General features: G+C 64.5%; 22 protein-coding genes. 11 read left to right on the forward strand and 11 right to left on the reverse strand.

Translation table 11 applies throughout. From position 1 onward, the window contains the following. Positions 1 to 160 precede the first annotated feature (160 nt). On the forward strand, positions 161 to 487 hold the full coding sequence (locus tag CAG00_RS04455; protein WP_013974341.1) for a DUF1820 family protein: 327 nt from the start codon (positions 161 to 163) through the stop codon (positions 485 to 487). A gap of 3 nt (positions 488 to 490) precedes the next feature. Here CAG00_RS04455 and CAG00_RS04460 read toward each other — a convergent pair whose 3' ends face one another. From CAG00_RS04460 to CAG00_RS04475, 4 genes are all read right to left on the reverse strand, one after another. Continuing rightward, entirely contained in the window at positions 491 to 1,036 is a 546-nt protein-coding gene (locus CAG00_RS04460; RefSeq protein WP_003257587.1) for a tetratricopeptide repeat protein, read from the reverse strand. 257 nt (positions 1,037 to 1,293) lie between these two features. Next, complete coding sequence (gene hemL / locus CAG00_RS04465) at positions 1,294 to 2,577, reverse strand: glutamate-1-semialdehyde 2,1-aminomutase (protein ID WP_013974339.1); 1,284 nt, start codon at positions 2,575 to 2,577, stop codon at positions 1,294 to 1,296. Between the two features lie 15 nt (positions 2,578 to 2,592). Further along, positions 2,593 to 3,216, reverse strand: coding sequence for a thiamine phosphate synthase (thiE, locus tag CAG00_RS04470; RefSeq protein WP_003257589.1), 624 nt, complete (start codon positions 3,214 to 3,216; stop codon positions 2,593 to 2,595). Positions 3,217 to 3,229: 13 nt separating this feature from the next. Continuing rightward, a complete protein-coding gene (locus CAG00_RS04475; RefSeq protein WP_061550648.1) occupies positions 3,230 to 4,027 on the reverse strand; it encodes a hydroxymethylpyrimidine/phosphomethylpyrimidine kinase in 798 nt (265 codons plus the stop codon). 265 nt (positions 4,028 to 4,292) lie between these two features. On the opposite strand from CAG00_RS04475, the gene CAG00_RS04480 reads away from it, so the two are divergent. The 4 genes from CAG00_RS04480 to CAG00_RS04495 all read left to right on the forward strand — a co-directional run bounded on the left by CAG00_RS04480 (position 4,293) and on the right by CAG00_RS04495 (position 10,372). Beyond that, positions 4,293 to 6,281: a hybrid sensor histidine kinase/response regulator gene (locus CAG00_RS04480; RefSeq protein WP_085663581.1), complete on the forward strand. Its 1,989-nt coding sequence runs from the start codon at positions 4,293 to 4,295 to the stop codon at positions 6,279 to 6,281. A gap of 158 nt (positions 6,282 to 6,439) precedes the next feature. Then, on the forward strand, positions 6,440 to 8,092 hold the full coding sequence (locus CAG00_RS04485; RefSeq protein WP_085663582.1) for an acyl-CoA dehydrogenase family protein: 1,653 nt from the start codon (positions 6,440 to 6,442) through the stop codon (positions 8,090 to 8,092). Positions 8,093 to 8,269: 177 nt separating this feature from the next. Continuing rightward, a complete protein-coding gene (gene amn / locus CAG00_RS04490) occupies positions 8,270 to 9,733 on the forward strand; it encodes an AMP nucleosidase (RefSeq protein ID WP_015271928.1) in 1,464 nt (487 codons plus the stop codon). Positions 9,734 to 9,739: 6 nt separating this feature from the next. Then, positions 9,740 to 10,372, forward strand: a complete 633-nt coding sequence (locus CAG00_RS04495; RefSeq protein WP_085663583.1) for a pseudouridine synthase — start codon at positions 9,740 to 9,742, stop codon at positions 10,370 to 10,372. A 112-nt stretch (positions 10,373 to 10,484) separates the two neighbouring features. Here the strand turns inward: CAG00_RS04495 and CAG00_RS04500 are convergent, their stop codons facing one another. Further along, positions 10,485 to 10,688 carry a DUF2788 domain-containing protein gene (locus CAG00_RS04500; RefSeq protein WP_013974331.1) on the reverse strand — a complete coding sequence of 68 codons (204 nt, stop codon included), beginning with the start codon at positions 10,686 to 10,688 and terminating at the stop codon, positions 10,485 to 10,487. Positions 10,689 to 10,742: 54 nt separating this feature from the next. Further along, entirely contained in the window at positions 10,743 to 11,219 is a 477-nt protein-coding gene (locus CAG00_RS04505; protein ID WP_003249795.1) for an Lrp/AsnC family transcriptional regulator, read from the reverse strand. A gap of 395 nt (positions 11,220 to 11,614) precedes the next feature. On the opposite strand from CAG00_RS04505, the gene CAG00_RS04510 reads away from it, so the two are divergent. Then, on the forward strand, positions 11,615 to 12,400 hold the full coding sequence (locus CAG00_RS04510) for a DUF6515 family protein (protein ID WP_085663584.1): 786 nt from the start codon (positions 11,615 to 11,617) through the stop codon (positions 12,398 to 12,400). 124 nt (positions 12,401 to 12,524) lie between these two features. On the opposite strand, the gene CAG00_RS04515 is transcribed toward CAG00_RS04510, so the two are convergent. After that, complete coding sequence (locus CAG00_RS04515) at positions 12,525 to 13,397, reverse strand: cation diffusion facilitator family transporter (RefSeq protein WP_085663585.1); 873 nt, start codon at positions 13,395 to 13,397, stop codon at positions 12,525 to 12,527. A 22-nt stretch (positions 13,398 to 13,419) separates the two neighbouring features. After that, positions 13,420 to 13,839 carry a hypothetical protein gene (locus CAG00_RS04520; RefSeq protein WP_013974328.1) on the reverse strand — a complete coding sequence of 140 codons (420 nt, stop codon included), beginning with the start codon at positions 13,837 to 13,839 and terminating at the stop codon, positions 13,420 to 13,422. A 116-nt stretch (positions 13,840 to 13,955) separates the two neighbouring features. Between CAG00_RS04520 and hrpB the strand changes: the two genes are divergently transcribed. Next, positions 13,956 to 16,484, forward strand: coding sequence for an ATP-dependent helicase HrpB (gene hrpB, locus CAG00_RS04525; protein WP_085663586.1), 2,529 nt, complete (start codon positions 13,956 to 13,958; stop codon positions 16,482 to 16,484). A 36-nt stretch (positions 16,485 to 16,520) separates the two neighbouring features. On the opposite strand, the gene CAG00_RS04530 is transcribed toward hrpB, so the two are convergent. After that, complete coding sequence (locus CAG00_RS04530; RefSeq protein ID WP_085663587.1) at positions 16,521 to 17,177, reverse strand: YciC family protein; 657 nt, start codon at positions 17,175 to 17,177, stop codon at positions 16,521 to 16,523. Between the two features lie 166 nt (positions 17,178 to 17,343). Between CAG00_RS04530 and CAG00_RS04535 the strand changes: the two genes are divergently transcribed. After that, complete coding sequence (locus CAG00_RS04535; RefSeq protein ID WP_085663588.1) at positions 17,344 to 18,099, forward strand: DUF2076 domain-containing protein; 756 nt, start codon at positions 17,344 to 17,346, stop codon at positions 18,097 to 18,099. A gap of 107 nt (positions 18,100 to 18,206) precedes the next feature. On the opposite strand, the gene CAG00_RS04540 is transcribed toward CAG00_RS04535, so the two are convergent. Continuing rightward, positions 18,207 to 18,737 carry a hypothetical protein gene (locus CAG00_RS04540; RefSeq protein WP_085663589.1) on the reverse strand — a complete coding sequence of 177 codons (531 nt, stop codon included), beginning with the start codon at positions 18,735 to 18,737 and terminating at the stop codon, positions 18,207 to 18,209. A gap of 364 nt (positions 18,738 to 19,101) precedes the next feature. Here CAG00_RS04540 and CAG00_RS04545 point away from each other — a divergent pair, with 364 nt between their 5' ends. Both CAG00_RS04545 and CAG00_RS04550 read left to right on the forward strand, forming a co-directional pair. Beyond that, positions 19,102 to 19,581 (forward strand): NYN domain-containing protein, encoded by a 480-nt coding sequence (locus tag CAG00_RS04545; protein WP_085663590.1) that lies wholly within the window; start codon positions 19,102 to 19,104, stop codon positions 19,579 to 19,581. A 9-nt stretch (positions 19,582 to 19,590) separates the two neighbouring features. Beyond that, on the forward strand, positions 19,591 to 20,196 hold the full coding sequence (locus CAG00_RS04550; protein WP_085663591.1) for a PolC-type DNA polymerase III: 606 nt from the start codon (positions 19,591 to 19,593) through the stop codon (positions 20,194 to 20,196). On the opposite strand, the gene CAG00_RS04555 is transcribed toward CAG00_RS04550, so the two are convergent. Further along, positions 20,193 to 20,642 (reverse strand): Lrp/AsnC family transcriptional regulator, encoded by a 450-nt coding sequence (locus tag CAG00_RS04555; RefSeq protein WP_015271918.1) that lies wholly within the window; start codon positions 20,640 to 20,642, stop codon positions 20,193 to 20,195. The two genes, CAG00_RS04550 and CAG00_RS04555, sit on opposite strands and share 4 nt — an antisense overlap. A 154-nt stretch (positions 20,643 to 20,796) precedes the next feature. On the opposite strand from CAG00_RS04555, the gene yedA reads away from it, so the two are divergent. Then, entirely contained in the window at positions 20,797 to 21,717 is a 921-nt protein-coding gene (gene yedA, locus CAG00_RS04560) for a drug/metabolite exporter YedA (RefSeq protein ID WP_085617957.1), read from the forward strand. Positions 21,718 to 21,721: the final 4 nt, after the last annotated feature.

Consider the following 21,721-nt stretch of genomic DNA (forward strand, 5'->3'; position numbering starts at 1 on the left):
TGTATGGCCTGTTCCGGCCTCTTCGCGGGCACGCCCGCTCCCACAGGTACCGCACCGCTTCGAAGGTGGGCGCAATACCTGTGGGAGCGGGCTTGCCCGCGAAGGGGCCGGTACAGGTATGATGCCCGCCTTTTCTTACGCATGTGTTATCCCGACGAACATGAGCAAACGCGAACCTGCCATCTATAAAGTGATCTTCCTCAACCAGGGGCAGGTCTTCGAGATGTATGCCAAGCAGATCTACCAGAGCGACCTGTGGGGGTTCCTGGAAATCGAGGAGTTCGTGTTCGGCGAGCGTTCGCAGCTGGTGGTGGACCCGAGCGAGGAGAAGCTCAAGAGCCAGTTCGATGGGGTGATCCGCAGCTTCGTGCCGATGCACTCGATCGTGCGCATCGACGAGGTGGAGCGCCTGGGCACGGCGAAGATCAGCGAAGCCAAGGGCGGCGGCAACGTGATGCCGTTCCCCATGCCGATGCCGGAAAAGTAACCCTCAGGGGAGTGGCGAGAACGGCGTGCGCCCTTCGGCGTTCTGTAGTTCCAGCAGGTACTTGCGGAAGATCTGGCCGAGCACCTGGGTGGCATGCTCCAGTTCGTCGCGGGGCATTTGCTCGGTCACTTCGTCGGCCATGTCCAGCGCATCCTCGGCGCCGTTGACCGCGGCCATCTTCAGCAGGATGTAGGCCTGCACATTGTTGGCCTTGACCCCTTCGCCACGGAAGAACATGGCGCCCAGGCGGTACTGGGCCTCTGCATGGCCTTGCAGCGAGGCCTTTTCGAACCAGTTCAGGGCTTTGCCCAGGTTTTTCGGCGTTTGCGTGTAGTAGTACTCGCCCAGTTCGAATTGCGCCTGGGCATCCCCCGCCGTTGCCGTCTGCTCACAAGCCTTGAGGGCGTTTGCCAGGTCTTCAGGCTGGACATTCAAGGTGCAGCGGCCCGTCGCCGGAATCAGCAACGAGTTACCGCCCTCCGCCAGAGCCAGCAGGGGCTGAAGAAGCAACAGGCAGCCCAGGGTCAGGGCGCGGCCGGTGCGGTTCATGGGGATCGACTTACCTCTGCAAAGCTGCGGCCAATGTCTCTGGTGGCACATTATGGGATAAGCAGCGCCAACCTTACAAAGTTTTACTCGAATTTCTGCTTGGTTGGGGAAGTCAGCTGATTGTGCAGGGTCTTTTGTTGCCTGTCCCGGCCTCTTCGCGGGCACGCCCGCCCCCACAGGGATCGCACCATTTTCAAGGTTGGTGCAGAACCTGTGGGAGCGGGCGTGCCCGCGAAAGGGCCGGGACAGGCTGACAATTACTTCAGGGCTGCAAAAGCCTTTTCAGCCGCATCCAGGGTGATCTGCAGCTCCTTGTCCCCATGGGCGATGGAGGTAAAGCCGGCCTCGAACGCGCTCGGCGCCAGGTACACGCCACCATCGAGCATCAGGTGGAAGAAGCGCTTGAAGCGCTCGGCATCGCTGGCCATCACGTCTTCGAAGGTGACGATGTCGTCGGCGCCGCTGAAGTACAGGCCGAACATGGCACCGGCCTGGGTGGTGACGAACGGCACGCCAGCGGCATCGGCGCGCTGTTGCAGGCCGTCGAGCATGCGGCTGGTGTAGTCGGTCAGCTCGGCGTGGAAGCCCGGGCGGCTGATCAGCTTCAGGGTGGTCAGGCCGGCGGCCATGGCCAGCGGGTTACCCGACAGGGTACCGGCCTGGTAGACCGGGCCGAGCGGGGCGATGCAGCCCATGATTTCACGCTTGCCGCCGAAGCAGCCGACCGGCATGCCGCCACCGACGATCTTGCCGAAGGTCGACAGGTCCGGCTTGATGCCGTAGTGGCCCTGGGCGCCGCCGAGCGAAACGCGGAAACCGGTCATCACTTCGTCGAAGATCAACACCACGCCGTGCTTGTCGCACTGCTCGCGCAGGCCTTCGAGGAAGCCTGGCGCCGGCGGTACGCAGTTCATGTTGCCGGCTACCGGCTCGACGATGATGCAGGCTACGGTCTGGCCGACTTCGGCCAGGGTCTTCTCGACGGCGGCGATGTCGTTGAACGGCAGGGTCAGAGTGTGTTTGGCGAAGTCCGCCGGCACGCCCGCCGAGCTCGGCACACCCTGGGTCAGCAGGCCGGAGCCTGCTTTTACCAGCAGGCTGTCGGAGTGGCCGTGGTAGCAGCCTTCGAACTTGATGATGGCGTCACGGCCGGTGTAGCCACGGGCCAGGCGGATGGCGCTCATGGTGGCTTCGGTGCCCGAGCTGACCATGCGCACCATCTCCATGGATGGCACCAGCGAGCAGACCAGGTCGGCCATCTCGGTTTCCATGGCGGTCGGGGCGCCATAGGACAGGCCGTGCTCCAGCTGCCTGCGTACCGAGTCCAGTACCTCCGGGTGGCCGTGGCCGAGGATCATCGGGCCCCAGGAGCCGACGTAGTCGACGTAGCGCTTGTCATCCTCGTCAACGACGTAGGCGCCTTCGGCATGCTTGAAGAACAGCGGCGTGCCGCCAACGCTCTTGAAAGCGCGGACCGGTGAGTTGACGCCACCGGGGATGTGCTTCTGGGCTTGGGCGAACAGGGCTTCGGAACGGGACATGGGGGTTCTCTCGAATCAGGATGCGAACAAGGCGTTGAAGGCGCGGGCGCGGCGGGTGACTTCCTGAGCGCTGTCGGCACCGAACAGGCCGTGGATCACCGCCAGCAAGTCGGCGCCATGGGCGACCAGCGGGGCGGCGTTGTCGAGGGTAATGCCGCCGATCACCGCGATCGGCAGTTTCACCTGGGCGCGGGCCTGCTCCAGCAATTCGATGTTGGCAGCGGGTGCACCCGGCTTGGTGACAGAATTGAAGAAGCGGCCAAAGGCCACGTAGCTGGCGCCTTCGCTGGCAGCCTGCGCGGCCAGCTCGAGGCTGGCGTGGCAGGTGGAGCCGATGATTGCCTGGCGTCCGAGCAATGCGCGGGCCGGGGTCAGCGGGCCGTCGGTCTGGCCCAGGTGCACGCCGACGCCCAGGCGCGCGGCCAGTTCGGCGTCGTCGTTGATGATCAGCTGAGTGCCGTAGCGCTCGCAGAGCTGCATCAGCCCTTCAGCTTCGCGCAGGCGGCGTGCCGCGTCGTCACTTTTGTCGCGGTACTGCAGCAGGCATACGCCGCCTTCCAGTGCCGCCTCGACATGGGACAGGAAACGGCCAGCGAGCAGCTGGCTGTCGGTGATGGCGTACAGACCGCGTAGCTTCATTGGAGGCCTCGTGTCAGGAGCAGAAATCCAGCGGCAGGCGGCGCGGCACGAACTGGCCCTTGCCCAGCTGTTCGGCGTCACGCAGGGTGCGCCAGGTGTAGTCCAGGGCGCTGCGGACGGCGCTTTCCAGCTGCTCGCCGAGGGCCAGGCGGCCGGCCAGGGCGCTGGCCAGGGTGCAGCCCGAGCCGTGGTAGCTGCCCGGCAGGCGCTGGCAGGTCCAGGTGTGGTGCTGGCCGTCGCGGCTGTACAGGCGGTTGTGAATTTCGTCTTCGTCGCCGTGACCGCCGGTAATCAGCAGGTGTCTACAGAACGGCAACAGTTTCTCGGCACACTCGTCGGCGGTGCCTTCGGGCAATTCGGCAAGGATGCGGGCTTCGGGCAGGTTCGGCGTGGCGATGGTCGCCAGCGGCAGCAGGCGTTCGCGCAGGGCGTAGCCCACTTCGTCCTTGCCCAGGCGGCCACCACCACCGGCACGCAGCACCGGGTCGCAGACCAGTGGCAGGTGCGGGTGGGCGGCCAGCAGTTCGGCGACGGTGTCGACCATTTCGATCGAACCGAGCATGCCGAGCTTGACGGCGGCCACCGTGGAGTCGGCCAGCACGGCGTTGGCCTGGGCCAGCACCCACTCGCGGTCGAGCACGCGGAAGTCGGAAACGTTGACGGTATCCTGCACGGTCAGGGCGGTCACTGCGGGCGCTGCGTGACAGCCTTGGGCGATCAGGGCTTCGATATCTGCCTGCAGGCCGGCGCCGCCACTGGGGTCGTGGCCGGAGAGACAGAGGACAACGGGGCGGGAGCTGTAGGTATTCATGGTCGGCGAGCTTACCACCAATCCTGTTTGGGCGGATCGTCCTACAAACGAGTTTTGTTGATCGTAAGGTCAGTTTTTTGCTGGTTTAATTTCTGAAAGCATTGATTTAGAGCCTTTTCTTTGTGATTGGATATGGTCGATTGCCAGGTTGCGAAGCTATGCTAGAGTGCTCGGATAACTCTACAAACGGGTTCTGCCGGATCGTGTCGTCTCAAACGGATGGGAGGCAACCGCGACTCGACCGGACAGGCCATGCTGGGGCTGTATGCGCTATTTGCTGATTGTGCTTCTGGGCTTGCTGCCCGTGCTGGCCGGGGCGGTCGATTTCGACGACGCTACGCGGCATCTTCCGCTGGGCAAGGCCATGCAGGTTTATGAAGACCTCGATGGCAGCGCCAGCATCGCCCAGGTCAGTGCCCCTGGGTTCGCCAAGCATTTTCGCCCCCACCACGAAGACGTGCTGAACGCCGGTTATTCCACCTCGGTGTTCTGGCTCAAGGTCGAACTGCGCCCTATCGCCGCTCCCGGCGCCGCCCCACGGCAATGGCTGCTGGAACTGGCCTATCCGCCGCTGGACCACCTCGAGCTGTACCTGCCCGACAGCAGTGGCAGTTACCGCCTGGCCCGGCGCACCGGCGACGCCTTGCCCTACCAAAGCCGGCAGATCCTGCAGAACAACTACCTGTTCGAACTGCAGCTGCCGCCTGGCCAGGTGACCACCGCCTACCTGCGTCTGCACAGCCAGGGTTCGGTGCAGGCGCCGCTGGCGCTGTGGTCCGCCCAGGCCTACATGGAGGAGCAGCCCACGCGCCTGTATGTGCTGGGGATGATCTACGGCGTGCTGTTGGTGATGCTGGTGTACAACCTGTTCATCTACCTCAGCGTGCGCGACGTCAGCTACCTCTACTACATCCTCTATATCGCCTCGTTCGGCTTTTACCAGGTGTCGGTGAATGGCGCCGGTGTGGCCTACTTCTGGCCGGACAGCCCGTGGTGGGCGAATGCTTCGACGCCGTTGTTCATCGGGGCAGCTGGCCTGTTCGGCTGCCAGTTCGCCCGGCACTTCCTGCAACTGGGCAGCATCAGCCGTGGTTTCGACCGGCTGCTGCAGCTGCTGATGCTGGGTGGCGCGCTGGTCATGGTGCTGGCGGTGAGCATGCCCTACGGCGTCGCCCTGCGCATGGCCACCGTGCTGGCGTTGCTGTTTACCGTGAGCATCTTCGCTGCCGGGCTGTACGCCTGGTGGCGTGGCTTGCGCGTGGCTCGCTGGTTCATCATCGCCTGGACGGCATTCCTGCTCGGTGGCCTGGTCAACACCCTGATGGTGCTGGGCTACCTGCCTAACGTGTTCATCACCATGTATGCCAGCCAGCTGGGGTCGGCGCTGGAGGTGGCCTTGTTGTCGCTGGCGCTGGCCGACCGCATCAACAGCCTGCGCGAGCAGCAGGCGCAGACCTTGCGCGACACCGGGCGCACGCTTGAACAACTGAACCTGCAACTGGCCAGGAGCAACCGGCTGAAAGATGAATTCCTGGCCAGCGTGACCCATGAACTGCGCACACCGATGAATGGCGTGATCGGCTCGCTGGAGCTGATGCATACCCTGCCGATGGAGGCCGAGATGGCCCAGTACCACCGCACGGCGGTGGGCTCGGCCCAGGGCATGATGGATATGGTCGATGCCATCCTGACCCTGTCCGAACTGCAGGCCGGCCGCCTGCGCGCGCAGCCGGCGCCATTCAGCCTGCGTGACCTGCTGCAGGGCGTACGTGCCGGTTATGCCGGGCAGGCTTTGGGCAAAGGCTTGTACCTGAGCCTGGACATCCCGGCCGATGTGCCGGACGGGTTGCTGGGCGATGCTCAGAAGCTGGCCCGCTGCCTGGGGTGTCTGGTGGACAACGGTTTGAAGTTCACCCACCAGGGCGGGGTGATGATCCAGGTGCGCGGGCGCCGGGTGGGGCCTGACGACCTGTCGCTGACCTTCATGGTCAGCGACAGCGGTATCGGCTTCGATGACCTCGATCAGGCGACCCTGTACCAGCGCTTCTTCCAGGTCGATGGCTCGATGACCCGGCGTTATGGCGGGCTGGGGATTGGTTTGTCGATTTGTCGGCAGATGGGGGAGTTGCTGGGGGCGAAGTTGTCGCATGAGTCGACGCGGGGGTTGGGCAGCCGCTTCGAGTTGAGTTTGAACATGGCTATTGCGCAGGTGCAGATGAGCCCGCACATACTGCAGGCGCGGCAGTCGCTGTGAAGGCATGGCATTTGGTTGTGGCAAACACCTCTCATCCCCGCTGCATCCTCAACATATGCGCCCCCCACCACATGTTTAGTCATTAATGTCACTTTGACTGACTCACAGGGAGTGCTTCACTGGGTCTCTCAAGCCTACCCGGATCCAGGAGTCCCCCGATGAACCTGCACCAGTACGCTGAAACCCACGAAGTCACCAACCAGCCACCGCCCCTCGACGGTGCCAACCTTTACCGCCTCGACCTGCCGCTACAGGAATGGTCGCGGCGTTTCGGTGCGGGTTGGGCCGAATCGCGGATCGATGCCTACGGTGCCCTGGCCGGCGGCCCGCTGATGCAGGCGGGCTTCCTGGCCAATGCGCACAAGCCGGAGTTCAGCAGCCACGACCGCTACGGCCATCGCATCGACCTGGTCGAGTTCCACCCCGCCTACCACGAACTGATGCGCACCGCCGTCGAGCACGGCCTGCCTTCGCTGCCATGGGCCGAACCCCGCCCAGGCGCCCATGTGGCTCGGGCTTCGATGACCTACCTGCACAGCCAGGCCGAGGCCGGTACCGGCTGCCCGCTGACCATGACCTTCGCCGCTGTGCCAGCGCTGCGGCTGCAACCCGAACTGGCCGAATACTGGCTGCCGAAAATCCTCGCCTGCGAGTACGACCCGCGTAACGTCGGCGACCGTCACAAGGCCGGGGTCACCTTGGGCATGGCCATGACCGAGAAGCAGGGCGGCACCGATGTACGGGCCAACACTACCCGGGCTTATCCAGTCGGCGCCGCGGGCCCGGGGCAGCCCTACGAACTGGTCGGGCACAAGTGGTTCTGCTCGGCGCCCATGTGCGATGCTTTTCTGACCCTGGCCCAGACCGAAAAAGGCCTGAGCTGCTTCCTGCTGCCGCGTCACCGCCCGGATGACAGTCGCAACCAGTTCTATATCCAGCGCCTGAAGAACAAGCTGGGCAACAGTTCCAACGCCTCCAGCGAGGTGGAATTCCGCGGTGCCCTGGCATGGATGGTCGGGGAAGAAGGGCGGGGCGTGCCGACCATCATCGAAATGGTGGCCATGACCCGCTTCGACTGCATGGTCGGCTCCAGCGCCCTGATGCGCCAGGCGCTGACCCAGGCGGCCCACCATTGCGCGCACCGCAAGGTCGGCGGGCGGCTGCTGAGCGAGCAGCCGTTGATGCAGAACGTGCTGGCCGACCTGGCGTTGGAAAGCGAGGCCGCGCTGGCCCTGAGCCTGCGCATGGGGCAGGCGCTGGAGCAGCTGGAAGACCCGCAGCAGGCGCATTTCGCCCGGCTGGTCACGGCGGTGGGCAAGTACTGGATCTGCAAGCGCGCCCCGGCCATGATCAACGAGGCCGCCGAGTGCCTGGGCGGGGCGGGTTATGTGGAAGACAGCATCCTGCCACGGCTGTACCGCGAAGCGCCGGTCAACTCCACCTGGGAAGGCTCGGGCAATGTGCAGTGCCTGGACGTGCTGCGGGCCTTGTCCAAGGAGCCGGGGGTGCTCGATGCGCTGTTTGCCGAGCTGGGCGATGGGCACGGGGACCCGCGCCTGGCGGCGCACATCGGCAACCTCAAGGGGGCGTTTGCCGACACTGGCGACATGCAGTACCGCGCGCGGCAGCTGACCGAGGATATTGCCCTGGCGCTGCAGGCCAAACTATTGCTGGAGGCGGGCAATGCGGTGGTCAGTGATGCGTTTATCGACAGCCGCTTGACGGGGGGCGGGCGCGTGTACGGGGCGTTGCCGCGGGGTGTGGATGTGGAGGCATTGGTGGCCAGGGCTACGCCAGCCTGGGCGAACTGAGCTGGCTTCTTCGCGGGCACGCCCGCTCCCACAGGTACTGCGTCGTGCTTGAGGGCAGTGAAGATCCTGTGGTAGCGGGCGTGCCCGCGAATGGATGCAACACCGATCAATGGGGGTGTATTTAGCCAAGAAGGCAGGCAAGATGGTTCACATGCATGTCCAGACAGGAAGCACAGTGTGAGCCAAGCTTTTGTAGTCGTTGATACCCCCGAACAGGCCGTCGACCGTCTGGCGGCCCTGCATGACCAGGCCACCGGGGCCCTTAGCCAGGCCCTCAAGCGTTACCTGAAGGACCGTACCGAGCCGGGCGCCGAAGAGCGCGACCTGTTCCGCTACCCGGCGCTGCGCCTGACCTATTACAGCCATGGTGAAGTCGCCGCCACCACGCGGGCCTACGCCAAGGTTCAGGTGGCAGGTACCTACAGCGTCACCATCACCCAGCCGGCTGCTTTTCGTGGCTACCTGCTGGAGCAACTGCGCCCGCTGATGCACGACTACACCGTCACTGTAGAGGTCGGCGTCAGTGAACAGAACATCCCTTACCCCTACGTGGTCGACCAGGGCGACGAACTGGCCGGCAGCGGCATCACCGCCGCGCAGCTGGCGCGGGTGTTCCCCAGCACCGACCTGTCGGCTGCGACCGACAACATCGCCGACGGCCTGTATGACTGGGGCAGTGCCGAGACTCTGCCGCTGGCGCTGTTCGATGCCGCGCGGGTCGACTTCTCGCTGCGCCGTCTGGTGCACTACACCGGCAGCGACTGGCGCCATGTACAGCCGTGGATCCTGCTGACCAACTACCATCGCTATGTCGACCAGTTCATCAGCCACGGCCTCGACCAATTGCGTGACGACCCTCGCTTCGTGCGCATGGTCCTGCCAGGCAATGTGGTGATCGAAAAGGGCATGGACCACGGTGAAACCCAGGCCCTGGTGGCCAGCGTGGTCTGGCACCGCTACCAGATGCCGGCTTATCACCTGATCGCCGCCGACGGCGACGGCGTCACGCTGGTCAACATCGGTGTCGGCCCGTCCAATGCCAAGAACATCACCGACCACCTGGCCGTGCTGCGCCCGCACTGCTGGCTGATGATCGGCCACTGCGGCGGCCTGCGGCAGTCGCAGACTATCGGCGATTATGTGCTGGCACACGCCTACATGCGCCGTGACGGTATTCTCGACCGGGTAGTGCCGCCGAACATTCCGATTCCGGCCCTGGCCGAGGTGCAGTTGGCCTTGCAGGAAGCCGCTGCGCAGGTCACCGGCGAGCGTGGTGAACAGCTGAAGAAGCGCCTGCGCACCGGCACTGTGCTGACCTACGACGACCGCAACTGGGAGCTGCGCTGGGCCCAGGAGCGGCCGCTGATCAACCTCTCGCGTGCCGTGGCGGTGGACATGGAAAGCGGTACCATTGCCGCCCAGGGTTACCGCTTGCGCGTGCCGTACGGCACCTTGCTGTGTGTGTCCGACAAGCCGCTGCACAGCGAGATCAAACTCCCGGGTTCGGCCAACGCCTTCTATAACCGGGCGGTCAGCCAGCATCTGAAGATCGGCATTGCCGCCCTGGACCTGCTGCGCACCGAGCTCAACTCGCTGCACTCGCGTAAACTGCGCAGCTTTGATGAGCCGCCGTTCCGCTGAGGATCCATGTCACTGCCAACCCGTTCCAAGCCGCGCCGCCCCCAGGCGCGGCCTGCCACCGGCCCGCGTCGCCAGCCCAAGGCGCCACCGGCCGAGCCGCGCCTGATCCTGTTCAACAAACCGTTCGACGTGCTGACCCAGTTCAGCGACGGCGACGGGCGCGCGACGCTCAAGGACTACATCGACATCCCCGGCGTGTACCCGGCCGGGCGGCTGGACCGCGACAGTGAAGGCCTGTTGCTGCTGACCAACGATGGCGGCCTGCAGGCGCGCATTGCCGACCCGAAGCACAAGCTGGCCAAGACTTACTGGGTTCAGGTGGAGGGGGAGCCGAGCGAGGAGCAGTTGCAGCGCTTGCGCGATGGCGTGGAACTGAACGATGGGCCGACCTTGCCGGCCGAGGCGCGGCGCCTGGACGAGCCGGCGCTGTGGCCGCGCAACCCGCCGGTGCGTTTTCGCAAGAGCGTGCCGACCAACTGGCTGGAGCTGGTGATTCGCGAAGGGCGTAACCGCCAGGTGCGGCGGATGACGGCGGCGGTGGGGTTGCCGACCTTGCGCCTGGTGCGGGTGCGGATTGGCGACTGGGCGCTGGATGGGTTGGAGCAGGGGGGCTGGCGCGAAGTGGCCGCCAAGCTTTAGTCCAGTTCAAGGGCCATTCGCGGGCACGCCCGCTCCCACAGGTATAGTGCAGCCCTCAAGTGCAGCGCCAGACCTGTGGGAGCGGGCGTGCCCGCGAATGGCCCTGAATTTTCTACACCCCTTCGAGAAACCCCACCACCACGCTCTTGATGATAAAGGCCAACACCCCCAGCCCCAGCACGAAGAACAGGATCAGCGTCCCGAACCGCCCGGCCTTGGACTTTTTCGCCAGGTCCCAGACGATGAAACCCATGAAACCGATCAACACGGTGACCAGGATGATCATCATCCACTCTTCGAATACGGCGGGATCCATCGGTGTTCTCCAGGCGGGTTGAGCGTCCGATTATACGCTTGCTGGCGCAGGCAATTAACGCAGGTGGGTCAAGGGCAGCTCGGTGCTGGCCAGCACCTGGTTCAGCACGAAGCTCGAACGTACGCTGGTGACGCCTTCAATGCGGGTCAGGCTGCCTAGCAGCAGTTTCTGGTAGTGGTCCATGTCGGGCACCACCACCTTCAGCTGGTAGTCGGCATCCATGCCGGTGACCAGGCTGCATTCGAGCACCTGTGGCAGGTTGCGGATGGCCGCCTCGAAGGTTTCGAAACGCTCCGGGGTGTGGCGGTCCATGCCGATCAGCACATAGGCAGTCAGGCTCAGGCCCAGCTTCTTGCGGTCGAGCAGGGCCACCTGGCGCGAGATGTAGCCATCGTCCTCCAGTTGCTTGACCCGACGCGAGCATGGCGAAGGCGACAGGCCGATGCGTTCGGCCAGTTCCTGGTTGGAAATGCGCGCATCGCGCTGCAATTCGGCGAGGATGCTCAGGTCGTAGCGGTCAAGTTTGCTCATGGTTTATGCCTTTTCTGTTCGGATTGCGGTGAATTATCAATCCAGGGTGAAAAATTGCGCAAGTGCTATTTATCCGAGCAATCTTCGCAATCATCTGCCGCAACCTGTCCGGTATCTTTATCCACAGAATCACTGCCCGGACATCAGTCCACGGCGACGCGCCCTAGGCGGGCGGTCGCGGCCAGCCATCCAACAGGATCTGCAGGCCCCCGGGCTACACACCTTCCAGAAGACGGTGTGAGGTGAGCCGGCGCCACAAGTGCCGAGCACGGACGACAATTCCTGAAGGGAGGCCCAGCGGCCTCCCTTTTTTCATGTCCGGAAATTTAATTGGCGTGCGTGACAGGCGCGGTAGACTGGCTGTGGTTGCCGTATTTTCTACCGAGAGGAACAGCATGAAGTCGCGCATCTGGCAGTTGGCAGGTGTTGGTGTGTTGGGGTTGAGCATCAGCCTCGGGGCCATGGCCGAAGGGCCGGGCGAGGGGGCGCCGGGCCGCTCGCTCAATTCGCGTGACGAAGTGCAGCAGACCCAGCCGCCACGCCAGGGCTATTACCAGGACATTCCCCGCCGCCATGGCGATAACCGCCATTGGGAAGCCGGTGGCCCGGGGCAACGGCCTGGCGGTGACTGGCAGGGGCGCCCGGATGGTCATGGCAATGGCTGGGGGCCGGGGCCGCAGTATCGCCCGGGGCACACCATCGATCATTTCCCGGACCGCTACTGGAAAGTACCCTACCGCGGCGATGACTACTTCTACTCCGGTGGTTACTGGTATCGCCCCCATGGTGGCCGCTATGTCGTGGTGACCCCACCCCAAGGCGTGCGGGTCGACTACCTGCCGCCCTATGCGCGGGAAGTCTGGCTGGGCGGGGCGCTGTTCTTCCTGGTGGCAGATACCTATTACCAGTACCTGGCCGACAGCCGCGAGTACGTGGTGGTCAACCCGCCGGTTGCCGCGCCGGCACCTGTAGGCGGTGGGTATGACGTGGTGGCCTACCCGATGTATGGACAAGGGCAGGAACAGCAGGACCAGGACCGTTACCAGTGCCACCGCTGGGCGGTGAGCCAGTCAGGGTTCGACCCGGCGACAGCGACTTATGCGCCGCCGGCCAATGTGGCGGACAACTACCGGCGGGCGCTGGGCGCGTGCTTCAGTGGCCGAGGCTACAGTATCAACTGAGCCAGATGTGCTGCCTGTCCCGGCCCTATCGCCGGCAAGCCAGCTCCCACAGGAACCGCACCGGCCTGAAGTCATGTGTAGTGCCTGTGGGAGCTGGCTTGCCGGCGATAGGGCCCTTGCAGGTTCACACCGGATCCGCATGCACCATCACATCCGCCTGTGGATAACGCTGGCGGATCACCCTCGAGGCCTCCACGCACAAGGCATGCGCTTCATTTAGCGGCAATTGCCCCGGCATCTCCAGATGCAACTGCACGAACCACTGGTTGCCCGACACCCGCGTACGCAGGTCGTGCACGCCTTTGACCCCGGGAATGGCCAGCACCAGCGCAGCCATGTCCTCGCCAACATCGCCGGGCAGTTCCTGGTCCATCAGGATGGCCGTACTCTCCCGGGCAATCTGCAGCGCGCTCCAGAGGATATAGACAGCGATGCCCAGGCCGAACAGCGCATCCAGCTGCGGCCAGCCAAAGCGTGCCAGCAGCAGGGCCAGCAGGATGCTGCCGTTGAGCAGCAGGTCCGAGCGGTAGTGCAGGGAGTCGGCCCGCACCGCCGTGGAGCCGGTCAGGCGGATGACCTTGTGTTGCAGTGCCAGCAGGGCAAGGGTCAGCACCAGCGACAGCAGCATTACCCCGATACCGACGGCGGTATCGCCCAAGGGTTGCGGGGTGTGCAGGCGTTCAACCGCCTGCACCCCGATCAGCACCGCACTGACCCCGATGAACAGCGCCTGCGCCATACCGGCCAGGGCCTCGGCCTTGCCATGGCCGAAACGGTGGTCGTTGTCGGCCGGGCGCAGGGCGTAGTGCACGGCGAGCAGGTTGAGGAACGAGGCAACGGCATCCAGTGCCGAGTCGGTCAGCCCGGCCAGCAGGCTGACCGAGCCGCTCAGCCACCAGGCCAGCGCCTTGCTCAGGACCAGGATGCTGGCTACCGCCAGCGATGCGCGAGTGGCCAGGCGTAGCAGGCGCTGGTGTTCAGCCGGGGTGGTCATCATCCGTGGGTAGTGTCCTTGTACTTCAGGCTGCAGGTACCAGGCCCAGGCTGGCCAACTGCTCGATGCTGCCGCGATGCTGGATCAGCCGTGGGTCGTTCAGCGGCAGGCGCTGGCCCAGTTCGCTTTCCAGAATGGCCTGCAACTTCAGGTTGTCGACCTTGCCATCGGGGCTCACGGCCTCGCGCAGTTTGACCGGGTCGACCTGAGCGGATCGCCCGCCTGAGTAATAAATGGCGCCCGTGGCGAAGTCGATACCGAAGGCGATCAGCCCCGGGATCACGTAGAACAGGATGCCGATGGCATCCATTGCGGCAACCACAGGGTCAATCTTGCCGCCGATCTGGCCGCGCCGTTCCGGGTAGAGAATGGTGCCGCAGGCGGTCAGTTGGGTCAGCAAGGTGACGATGAGGGCGCCACCGATGACGCGGGTTGGGATGCGCATGTAAATCTCCGAAAAGGTATCCAGCAGGGCAAGCGAAGCGCCTGCACCTGAAGCTAAGACCATGATAGAGCAGGCTGGGTTCGCCGTTATACTCGCGGGACTGTTCGAGGACCACCATGATTTCATTACCGATCGATGCTGTCTTGCCCGCCCTGCGCCAGGCCCTGGAAAACCGTGACGAAGCGGTGCTCGAGGCGCCACCTGGCGCCGGCAAGACCACCCGCGTGCCGCTGGCGCTGCTCAATGAGCCGTGGCTGGCTGGGCAGAGCATTCTCATGCTCGAACCCCGGCGCCTGGCAGCGCGGGCTGCGGCCGAGCGCCTGGCCAGCGAGCTGGGCGAAAAGGTCGGCGAAACCGTGGGCTATCGCATCCGCCTGGACAGCAAGGTCGGGCCGAAAACCCGCATCGAGGTAGTGACCGAAGGCATCCTCACCCGCCGCCTGCAGGCCGACCCGGCGCTGGAGGGGGTGGGGCTGGTGATCTTCGACGAATTTCACGAGCGCAGCCTTGATGCCGACCTGGCCCTGGCATTGAGCCTGAATGGCCGGGAGTTGCTGCGGGACGACCCGCCACTGAAGGTTTTGCTGATGTCCGCGACCCTGGAGGGCGAGCGCCTTTCGCGGCTGCTGGATGATGCCCCGGTGGTCAGCAGCGAAGGCCGCATGCACCCCGTCGACATCCGTTGGGGGCGGCCTTTCCAGCCGGGTGAGTTCATCGAGCCACGGGTAGTGGATAGCGTGTTGCAGGCACTGGCTGACCAGACTGGCAGTGTGCTGGTATTCCTGCCAGGTCAGGCCGAGATCCGCCGGGTGCACCAGAGCCTGCAGGAAGCGCTGGGCGAGCGCCCCGAGGTCCTGCTTTGCCCGCTGCATGGCGAGCTCGATCTCGACGCCCAGCGTGCGGCCATCGACCCGGCGCCCAAGGGCCTGCGCAAAGTGGTGCTGGCCACCAACATCGCCGAGACCAGCCTGACCATCGACGGCGTGCGCGTGGTGATCGACGCAGGCCTGACCCGGGTACCGCGTTTCGACCCTGGCAGCGGCATGACTCGTCTGGACACCCAACGCATCTCTCGCGCCAGTGCCACTCAGCGCGCCGGCCGTGCCGGCCGCCTGGAGCCCGGCGTGTGTTACCGCCTGTGGTCCGAGGCCCAGCATGACCAGCTGGCCGCACACGGCAGCGCCGAGATCATGCAGGCCGACCTGGCCGGTCTGGCCCTGCAACTGGCGCGCTGGGGTGTGACGCCCGAGCAGTTGCGCTGGCTCGACCAGCCTCCCACGGCCGCCTTCGCCCAGGCCCAGGACCTGCTGGCGCGGCTCAACGCTTTCAAGCCCGGCAGCCGTGACAACCTCAGCGAACACGGCCAGGCCATGGCCGAGTTGCCGGCGCATCCGCGTATCGCGCATCTGCTGTTGCGCGGCCAGGACCTGGGCCTGGCACAGATGGCCTGCGATGTGGCTGCGCTGTTGGGCGAGCGGGATATCCAGCGCGGTGGTGGTGCCGATTTGCACAGCCGGCTGGCGCTGGTCAGTGGCGAAAGCAAAGCTGCCCGTGGCAGCCACGGCGGGGTGCAGCGTGCGCGCCAACTGGCTCGCCAGTACCGTGGCCTGCTGCGTGGCAAACCAGGCGCGCCGGTTGCGGACCCCGATCACCCGCGCTGGCTGGGCGCGCTGCTGGCGCTGGCCTACCCCGACCGCGTCGCCCAGCAGCGCCGCGAAGGCGGTGCGGAATACCGGCTGGCCAACGGCCGTGCGGCGCTGTTTGCCGAAGTCGATGCACTGATGAAGTGCCCGTGGCTGGTGATCGCCGACCTGGGCAGCCGCCAGGGCCAGCGCGAAGAACGCATCTATCTGGCCGCCGAGTTCGACCCGGCTCTGCTTGAGGGCGTGCTGGCCGAGCAGGTCGAGCGGGTCGATATCCTCGATTGGGACGAACGCGAGCAGGTGTTGCGCGCCGAGCGCCAGACCAAGGTCGGCGAGCTGGTGCTCAGCCGCGAACCGCTGCCCGGCCTGGATGACGAAGCGCGGGCTCGCGCTCTGCTTGGGCTGGTCCGGCGCAAAGGCCTGAACCTGCTGACCTGGACCCCCGAGCTGCGGCAATGGCAGGCGCGCGTGGCCTTGCTGCGTCAGCTGGACCTGGCCAAGGACGGCCACAGCGAATGGCCCGACCTGGCTGACGAGGCCTTGCTCGCCAGCCTGGAAGACTGGTTGCAGCCCTACCTGGGCAAGGTGTCGCGCCTCAGCCATTTCGCCGCACTGGACTTGCCGTCGATGCTGCGCAACCTGTTGCCCTGGCCGCTGCCGCAGCGCCTGGAAGAGCAGGCCCCCGCGCACCTGGCGGTGCCGTCCGGCTCGAACATCCGCCTGGATTACAGCGAAAACCCGCCGATCCTCGCGGTGCGCCTGCAAGAGCTGTTCGGCCTGGCCGACACTCCACGCATCGCCAATGGCCGCCAGCAGGTCAAGCTGCACCTGCTGTCACCGGCACGCCGCCCGGTGCAGGTGACCCAGGACCTGGCCAACTTCTGGCGTACGACCTATGCCGAGGTGAAGAAGGATCTGAAGGGGCGTTATCCGAAGCATTACTGGCCGGATGATCCGCTTGTGGCCGAAGCCACCGCTCGGGCCAAGCCTCGAGGGACGTGACAACAGCGTTTTCCGGTCAAGCGATGAGCCTGGGCATCACGCCCCGGCTTCGCCTTCCAGCAACATGAACAGGCGGTACAGCACCACGGTGCTGAACAATTGCAGGAAGCCGCTGAGGCTGTCCATGGCCAGCTCCATACCGGGCGATGGCTCTGGGAAGGCCATCAGCAGCAGGCCGTCGATCAGCCAGATCGGTGCCAGCACACCTACGACACAGATCATGATGCGCATGAAGTGCCCGGTGGTCATGCTTGCGCTGTCGCGCATCGACTGCACCACCGGCCGGCCGCGCAGTACCAGGAGGTACTCGGCGAACACCAGGTTGATCATGATCCACACGCCCGGGAAGATGAACAGCGCCAGGCCGGCCATGATCAGCAGCGAGCTGATCAGGATCAGCAGGGCCAGCTGTGGCCACAGTTGCAGGGCGCGGGCGAACAGGTCGCGCTTGGCGATATCCTGGCCGTTGCTGCGGGTGTCGAGGTACAGGATCAGCGCGGCGCTGTACAGCGGGTAGAACAGCAGGCTGACCAGCATGCCGTAGGCCGGCGATGCCTGATCGCCCATCTGCCGGTACAGCAGCTGGGTGAGCAAGGCTTCCAGCACCACCAGCGGCAGGCACAGCTGGAGGATGTTCGGCAGGTGGCGGCGGAAGAAGTACAGGGAGTCGCGCAGGACGCTCAGCGGGTTCATCGGTCTACATCGCATGGCAGTAAAAACAGGGGCATAACTTTAGCCCAAAGCAGGCCTGGGGCTGTCACTTGCTGAAAAAAGTTTCACGCCGCCGGTGATTGAATCCCACGCCTGTACGCCCCATCTTTGACGCTGTCCGTTGTCCGCTACCCCACGAGGTCGCCCCATGAATACTGAAGAACAAACCCTGATCGACGGCCTGTTCGGCCGCCTCAAGCAAGCCGAGGACCCGAGCCAGCCACGTGATGCGCAGGCCCAGGCATGCATCGAGGAACATGTGCGTCAGCAGCCGGCGGCGCCTTATTACATGGCCCAGGCGATCCTGGTGCAGGAGGCAGCGATCAAGCGCCTCGACGAGCAGAACAAGCAACTGGAAGCCGAACTGAAGCAGGCCCATGCCCAGGCCGAGGCCGCCCGTGCCGGCAGCGCGCCGAGCAATGGCGGTGGTGGTTTCCTGTCCAGCATCTTTGGTTCGTCTGGGCGCAATGCGGCCCCGGCCGTGCAACCGCAGCGTCCCGCTGCAGCCCCCGTGGCATCTGGCGGGGGCTGGCGTGAGCCCTCGGCGCCGGGCTTTTCCCAGCCACAAGCGCAGCAGCCTGGCTTTGGCGCTGCACCGGCACGCAGTGGTGCCAGCAGCTTCCTCGGCGGCGCAATGCAGACTGCAGCCGGTGTGGCGGGTGGTGTGTTGCTGGCGCAGGGCATCAGCAGCCTGTTCAACCACAACTCGCAGCCGGAGGAGGTGGTAGAGGTGATCAAGGAGGAGCCGGCGCCGGCCAGCGACAGCGGTGGCTGGAGCGACTCGGGGGCGCAGCAGCAGGTGGCTGACAACAGTGGTTGGGGCAGCGACCAGGGTGGTTATGCCGACAGCGATTATGGCAGCGATGATGGCGGGTTCTTCTCGGACGACGATTCGTACGTCTGACAGGTCTGGCATACTGCTGGCCAAACCCAGAGGTACATGACAACGCATGGCCGTGTACCTCGGGTTTTCCAGGGGCAACCTGTCAGGGGGCAGGTGCAGCCTGGCAGCTATCGGCGCGTGATAAGAAATGTCGCAATGTCGCCATCGTTCGTATTCAGATAGACATTCCTGTCCGGAGGCATGTGATACAGCGTTTTCACGGTACGGCCCGTATGGTCGCGCAGGCGGCAGCGCAGTGTGTCAGGGCCCCATTCCAGCGGTTCGAGTTTTATCAGGTCGACCGGTGAGTTGGTTCGGTACAAACCAAGATAGCCGTTGCGGCTGATCTCGACCTTTCTGTCGCTGTCGGTGCCCGTGCCGTTGATGTAGACATGGATCCGATCCGTTGTCTCGGAGTGGTATTCGATGTTGAACGTGGTGGGTGCTGCTTGGCGTCCGGTGATCAGCCAGCCTTCCTCCTGGCCGAGCCCGGAAGCGTCGCTCAGCCGGACTGGTTGATCTATCCCCGGTGAGTCGAAAGTCATTATGTCTTTGTACCTGTCTTGTGTGCCGTCCCAGTATTTCCAGACCGACTGACAATGTATGTGCGCCTTGAAAGATTTTGCTTCTGCGATCCAGTTGGTAATGCTGTTACTCATGACTGTTCTCCAATGAGGGAGTTGAGCTTCCTCTGCGTGGGTACAGTAGTAAGGCGCGGGACCGGGCCGAAGCTTGAAGTACTTCCTTGTTCATTGGCATTGCATGGGCTAGCAAGGCTGGGAGGCGACCACGTGGAATGCCGACAGCGGTTATGGCAGTGATGATGGCGGGTTCTTCTCGGACGACGATTCGTACGTCTGACAGGTCTGGCATACTGCTGGCAATTTTGGGGGCGCCTTGCGCCCCTTTCGCAACGCAAGGCCGCTCCTACAAGGGTACGCGACCCCCTGTAGGAGCGGCCTTGTGTCGCGAAAGGGCTGCAAGGCAGCCCCCAGCATTCCAGGCCGACCAAGGGGTTCCAAGGTGAAAAAGATCGCGCTGTTCGCCGATGTGCAGAACCTCTACTACACCGTGCGCCAGGCCCACGGCTGCCATTTCAACTACACCGCCCTGTGGGCCGATGTCAGCCGCGACGGCCAGATCGTCGAGGCCGTGGCCTATGCCATCGACCGTGGCGACAGCAAACAGCAACAGTTCCAGCAGATCCTGCGCAATCTCGGTTTCGATGTGCGCCTCAAACCCTTCATCCAGCGCAGCGATGGCTCGGCCAAAGGTGACTGGGATGTGGGTATTACCCTGGATGTGATCGACGCCGCCAGCCGCGTCGACCAAGTGGTACTGGCCTCCGGCGATGGCGATTTCGACCTGCTGCTGGAGCGGGTGATACAGCGCCATGGCACCGAGGCAGTGGTGTATGGTGTGCCCGGGCTTACCGCACTGTCGCTGATCCGTGCCGCCACCCGTTATGTGCCCATCGAGGGTGCGCTGTTGCTCAAACACTGAGGCCCCTGCATGGAACGTATCGCTGTCATCGACTTTGAAACCACCGGCATCAGCCCTGGTGCCGGTTGCCGCGCCACCGAGGTGGCGGTGGTGATGCTGGAGCGCGGGCGCATCGTCGAGCGCTATCAGAGCTTGATGAACGCGGGCGTGCCGGTACCGGCCTTCGTCGCCGGGCTCACTGGCATCACCACCGCCATGCTGCGCAGTGCGCCGCCGGTGGACAAGGTGATGAACGAAGTGGCCGAGTTCGTTGGTGGTACCCCGCTGCTGGCACACAATGCCGCCTTCGACCAGAAGTTCTGGGACTACGAACTGGGCCGCATCGGCCGTAGCCGCAGCCAGGCCTTCGCCTGCTCCTTGCTGCTGTCACGGCGCCTGTTGCCGGCAGCACCGAACCACAAGCTGGGCACCTTGACCCGCTGGGCCGGGCTGCCGGATACCGGTACCGCGCACCGTGCCATGGCCGATGCCGAAATGGCCGCCAACCTGCTGCAACATCTGGCTGGCGTGCTGCGCCAGAGCCACGGTGTACAGCAGCTTTCGCACGACCTGCTCTGCCGCCTGCAGAAAACCCCAGCCGCGAAGGTTCGTGAAACCCTGGCCAGGTTCTGTTAGGGCTTCTTCTCCAGTTGCGCCAGCGGCACCCGCCGCTCCACAGCGCTGGAGAGAATGATCGAGGTCTTGCTGAAGCCGAACTGCGCGACCCGGTTGATCAGTTCTTCCAGCTCCGGCATCGAACCCACCGCTGCCTGCATGATGACGCAGGGGTCGCCGGTTACCCGGTGGCATTCGGTCAACTGGGGGATCTGGGTCAACGCTTCGTAGGCCTGCTGGTTGCCGTGGCTGGCCAGGCGCAGTTCGATCACGCACTGGATCGGCAGGCCGATCTTGCTCATGTCGACCTTGGCCTGGTAGCCGGTGATAACCCCGCTGGCCTCGAGCTTGGCCACCCGCTCGGCCACCGCCGGCGCCGACAGGTTCACCTGGCGCGCCAGTTGCGCGAAGGTGGCGCGGCCATTGTCGAGCAGGGCGGCGAGCAGCATGCGGTCGTACTTGTCCATAGGTTATTCCTGCCTGGTTTCGATTCGATTGAAAAGCATCCGAATAACCATGCAATGCAAAGTGTTCGGGTGATTTAAAGCTGTTTTGTAACTTAAGTTTACACGGTGGCCTTTCTAAACTAAGCCACCCGTAAACGGATTTCGAGTGTTTCCCATGCCTGCCTCCCGTCGCTTCCCGTTGTTGCTCATTGGTGCATTCCTGGCCTTGTACCTGGTCTGGGGCTCCACCTACCTGTTCATTCGCATAGGCGTCGAGAGCTGGCCGCCGATGCTCATGGCCGGGGTGCGCTTCCTGATTGCCGGGGGCCTGCTGTATGGCTTCTTGCGCTGGCGCGGTGTGCCGGCACCGACCTGGCCGCAGTGGCGGGCTGCGGGGGCGATCGGTTTCCTGCTGCTCAGCTGTGGCAACGGTGGCGTGACCGTGGCCGAGCATGCCGGTGTGGCCTCGGGCGTGGCGGCACTGGCGGTGGCGACGGTGCCGCTGTTCACCTTGCTTTTCGGCCTGCTGTTCGGGCACCGCAATTCGAAGCTGGAGTGGGCGGGGATCGCCCTCGGGCTGGTGGGTATCGGCCTGCTGAACCTGGGCTCCAACCTGCAGGCAAGCCCGATTGGCGCGGCGCTGATCATTTTTGCGGCAGCGTCGTGGGCATTCGGCTCGGTGTGGAGCAAGACCTTGCCGCTGCCCCAGGGGCCCATGGCCAGCGCCGCGGAAATGCTCGTTGGTGGCGCTGTGCTGCTGCTCGGCAGCGTGCTGTCTGGCGAGCGCATGACGCAGATGCCGACCGCTGCCGGCTGGGGGGCACTGGCCTACCTGGTGTTCTTCGGTTCGATCCTGGCGTTCAGTGCCTACATGTACCTGCTCAAGCACGTGCGCCCGGCAGCTGCCACCAGCTATGCCTACGTCAACCCGGCGGTGGCCGTGCTGCTGGGCATCGTCTTTGCCGGTGAGCAGATCGGTGCCGAAGAATGTGTGGCCATGGCGGTGATCATCGGCGCGGTGGTGCTGATCGGCCTGCCGCAGTGGCGCAAGGCACCTGAGCAGGTGCAGCCGTTGAAAGGCGAAATCTGCAAGTAGGCAG

This window comes from Pseudomonas sp. B5(2017) (assembly GCF_002112825.1).
Lineage (GTDB): Bacteria > Pseudomonadota > Gammaproteobacteria > Pseudomonadales > Pseudomonadaceae > Aquipseudomonas > Aquipseudomonas putida_Z.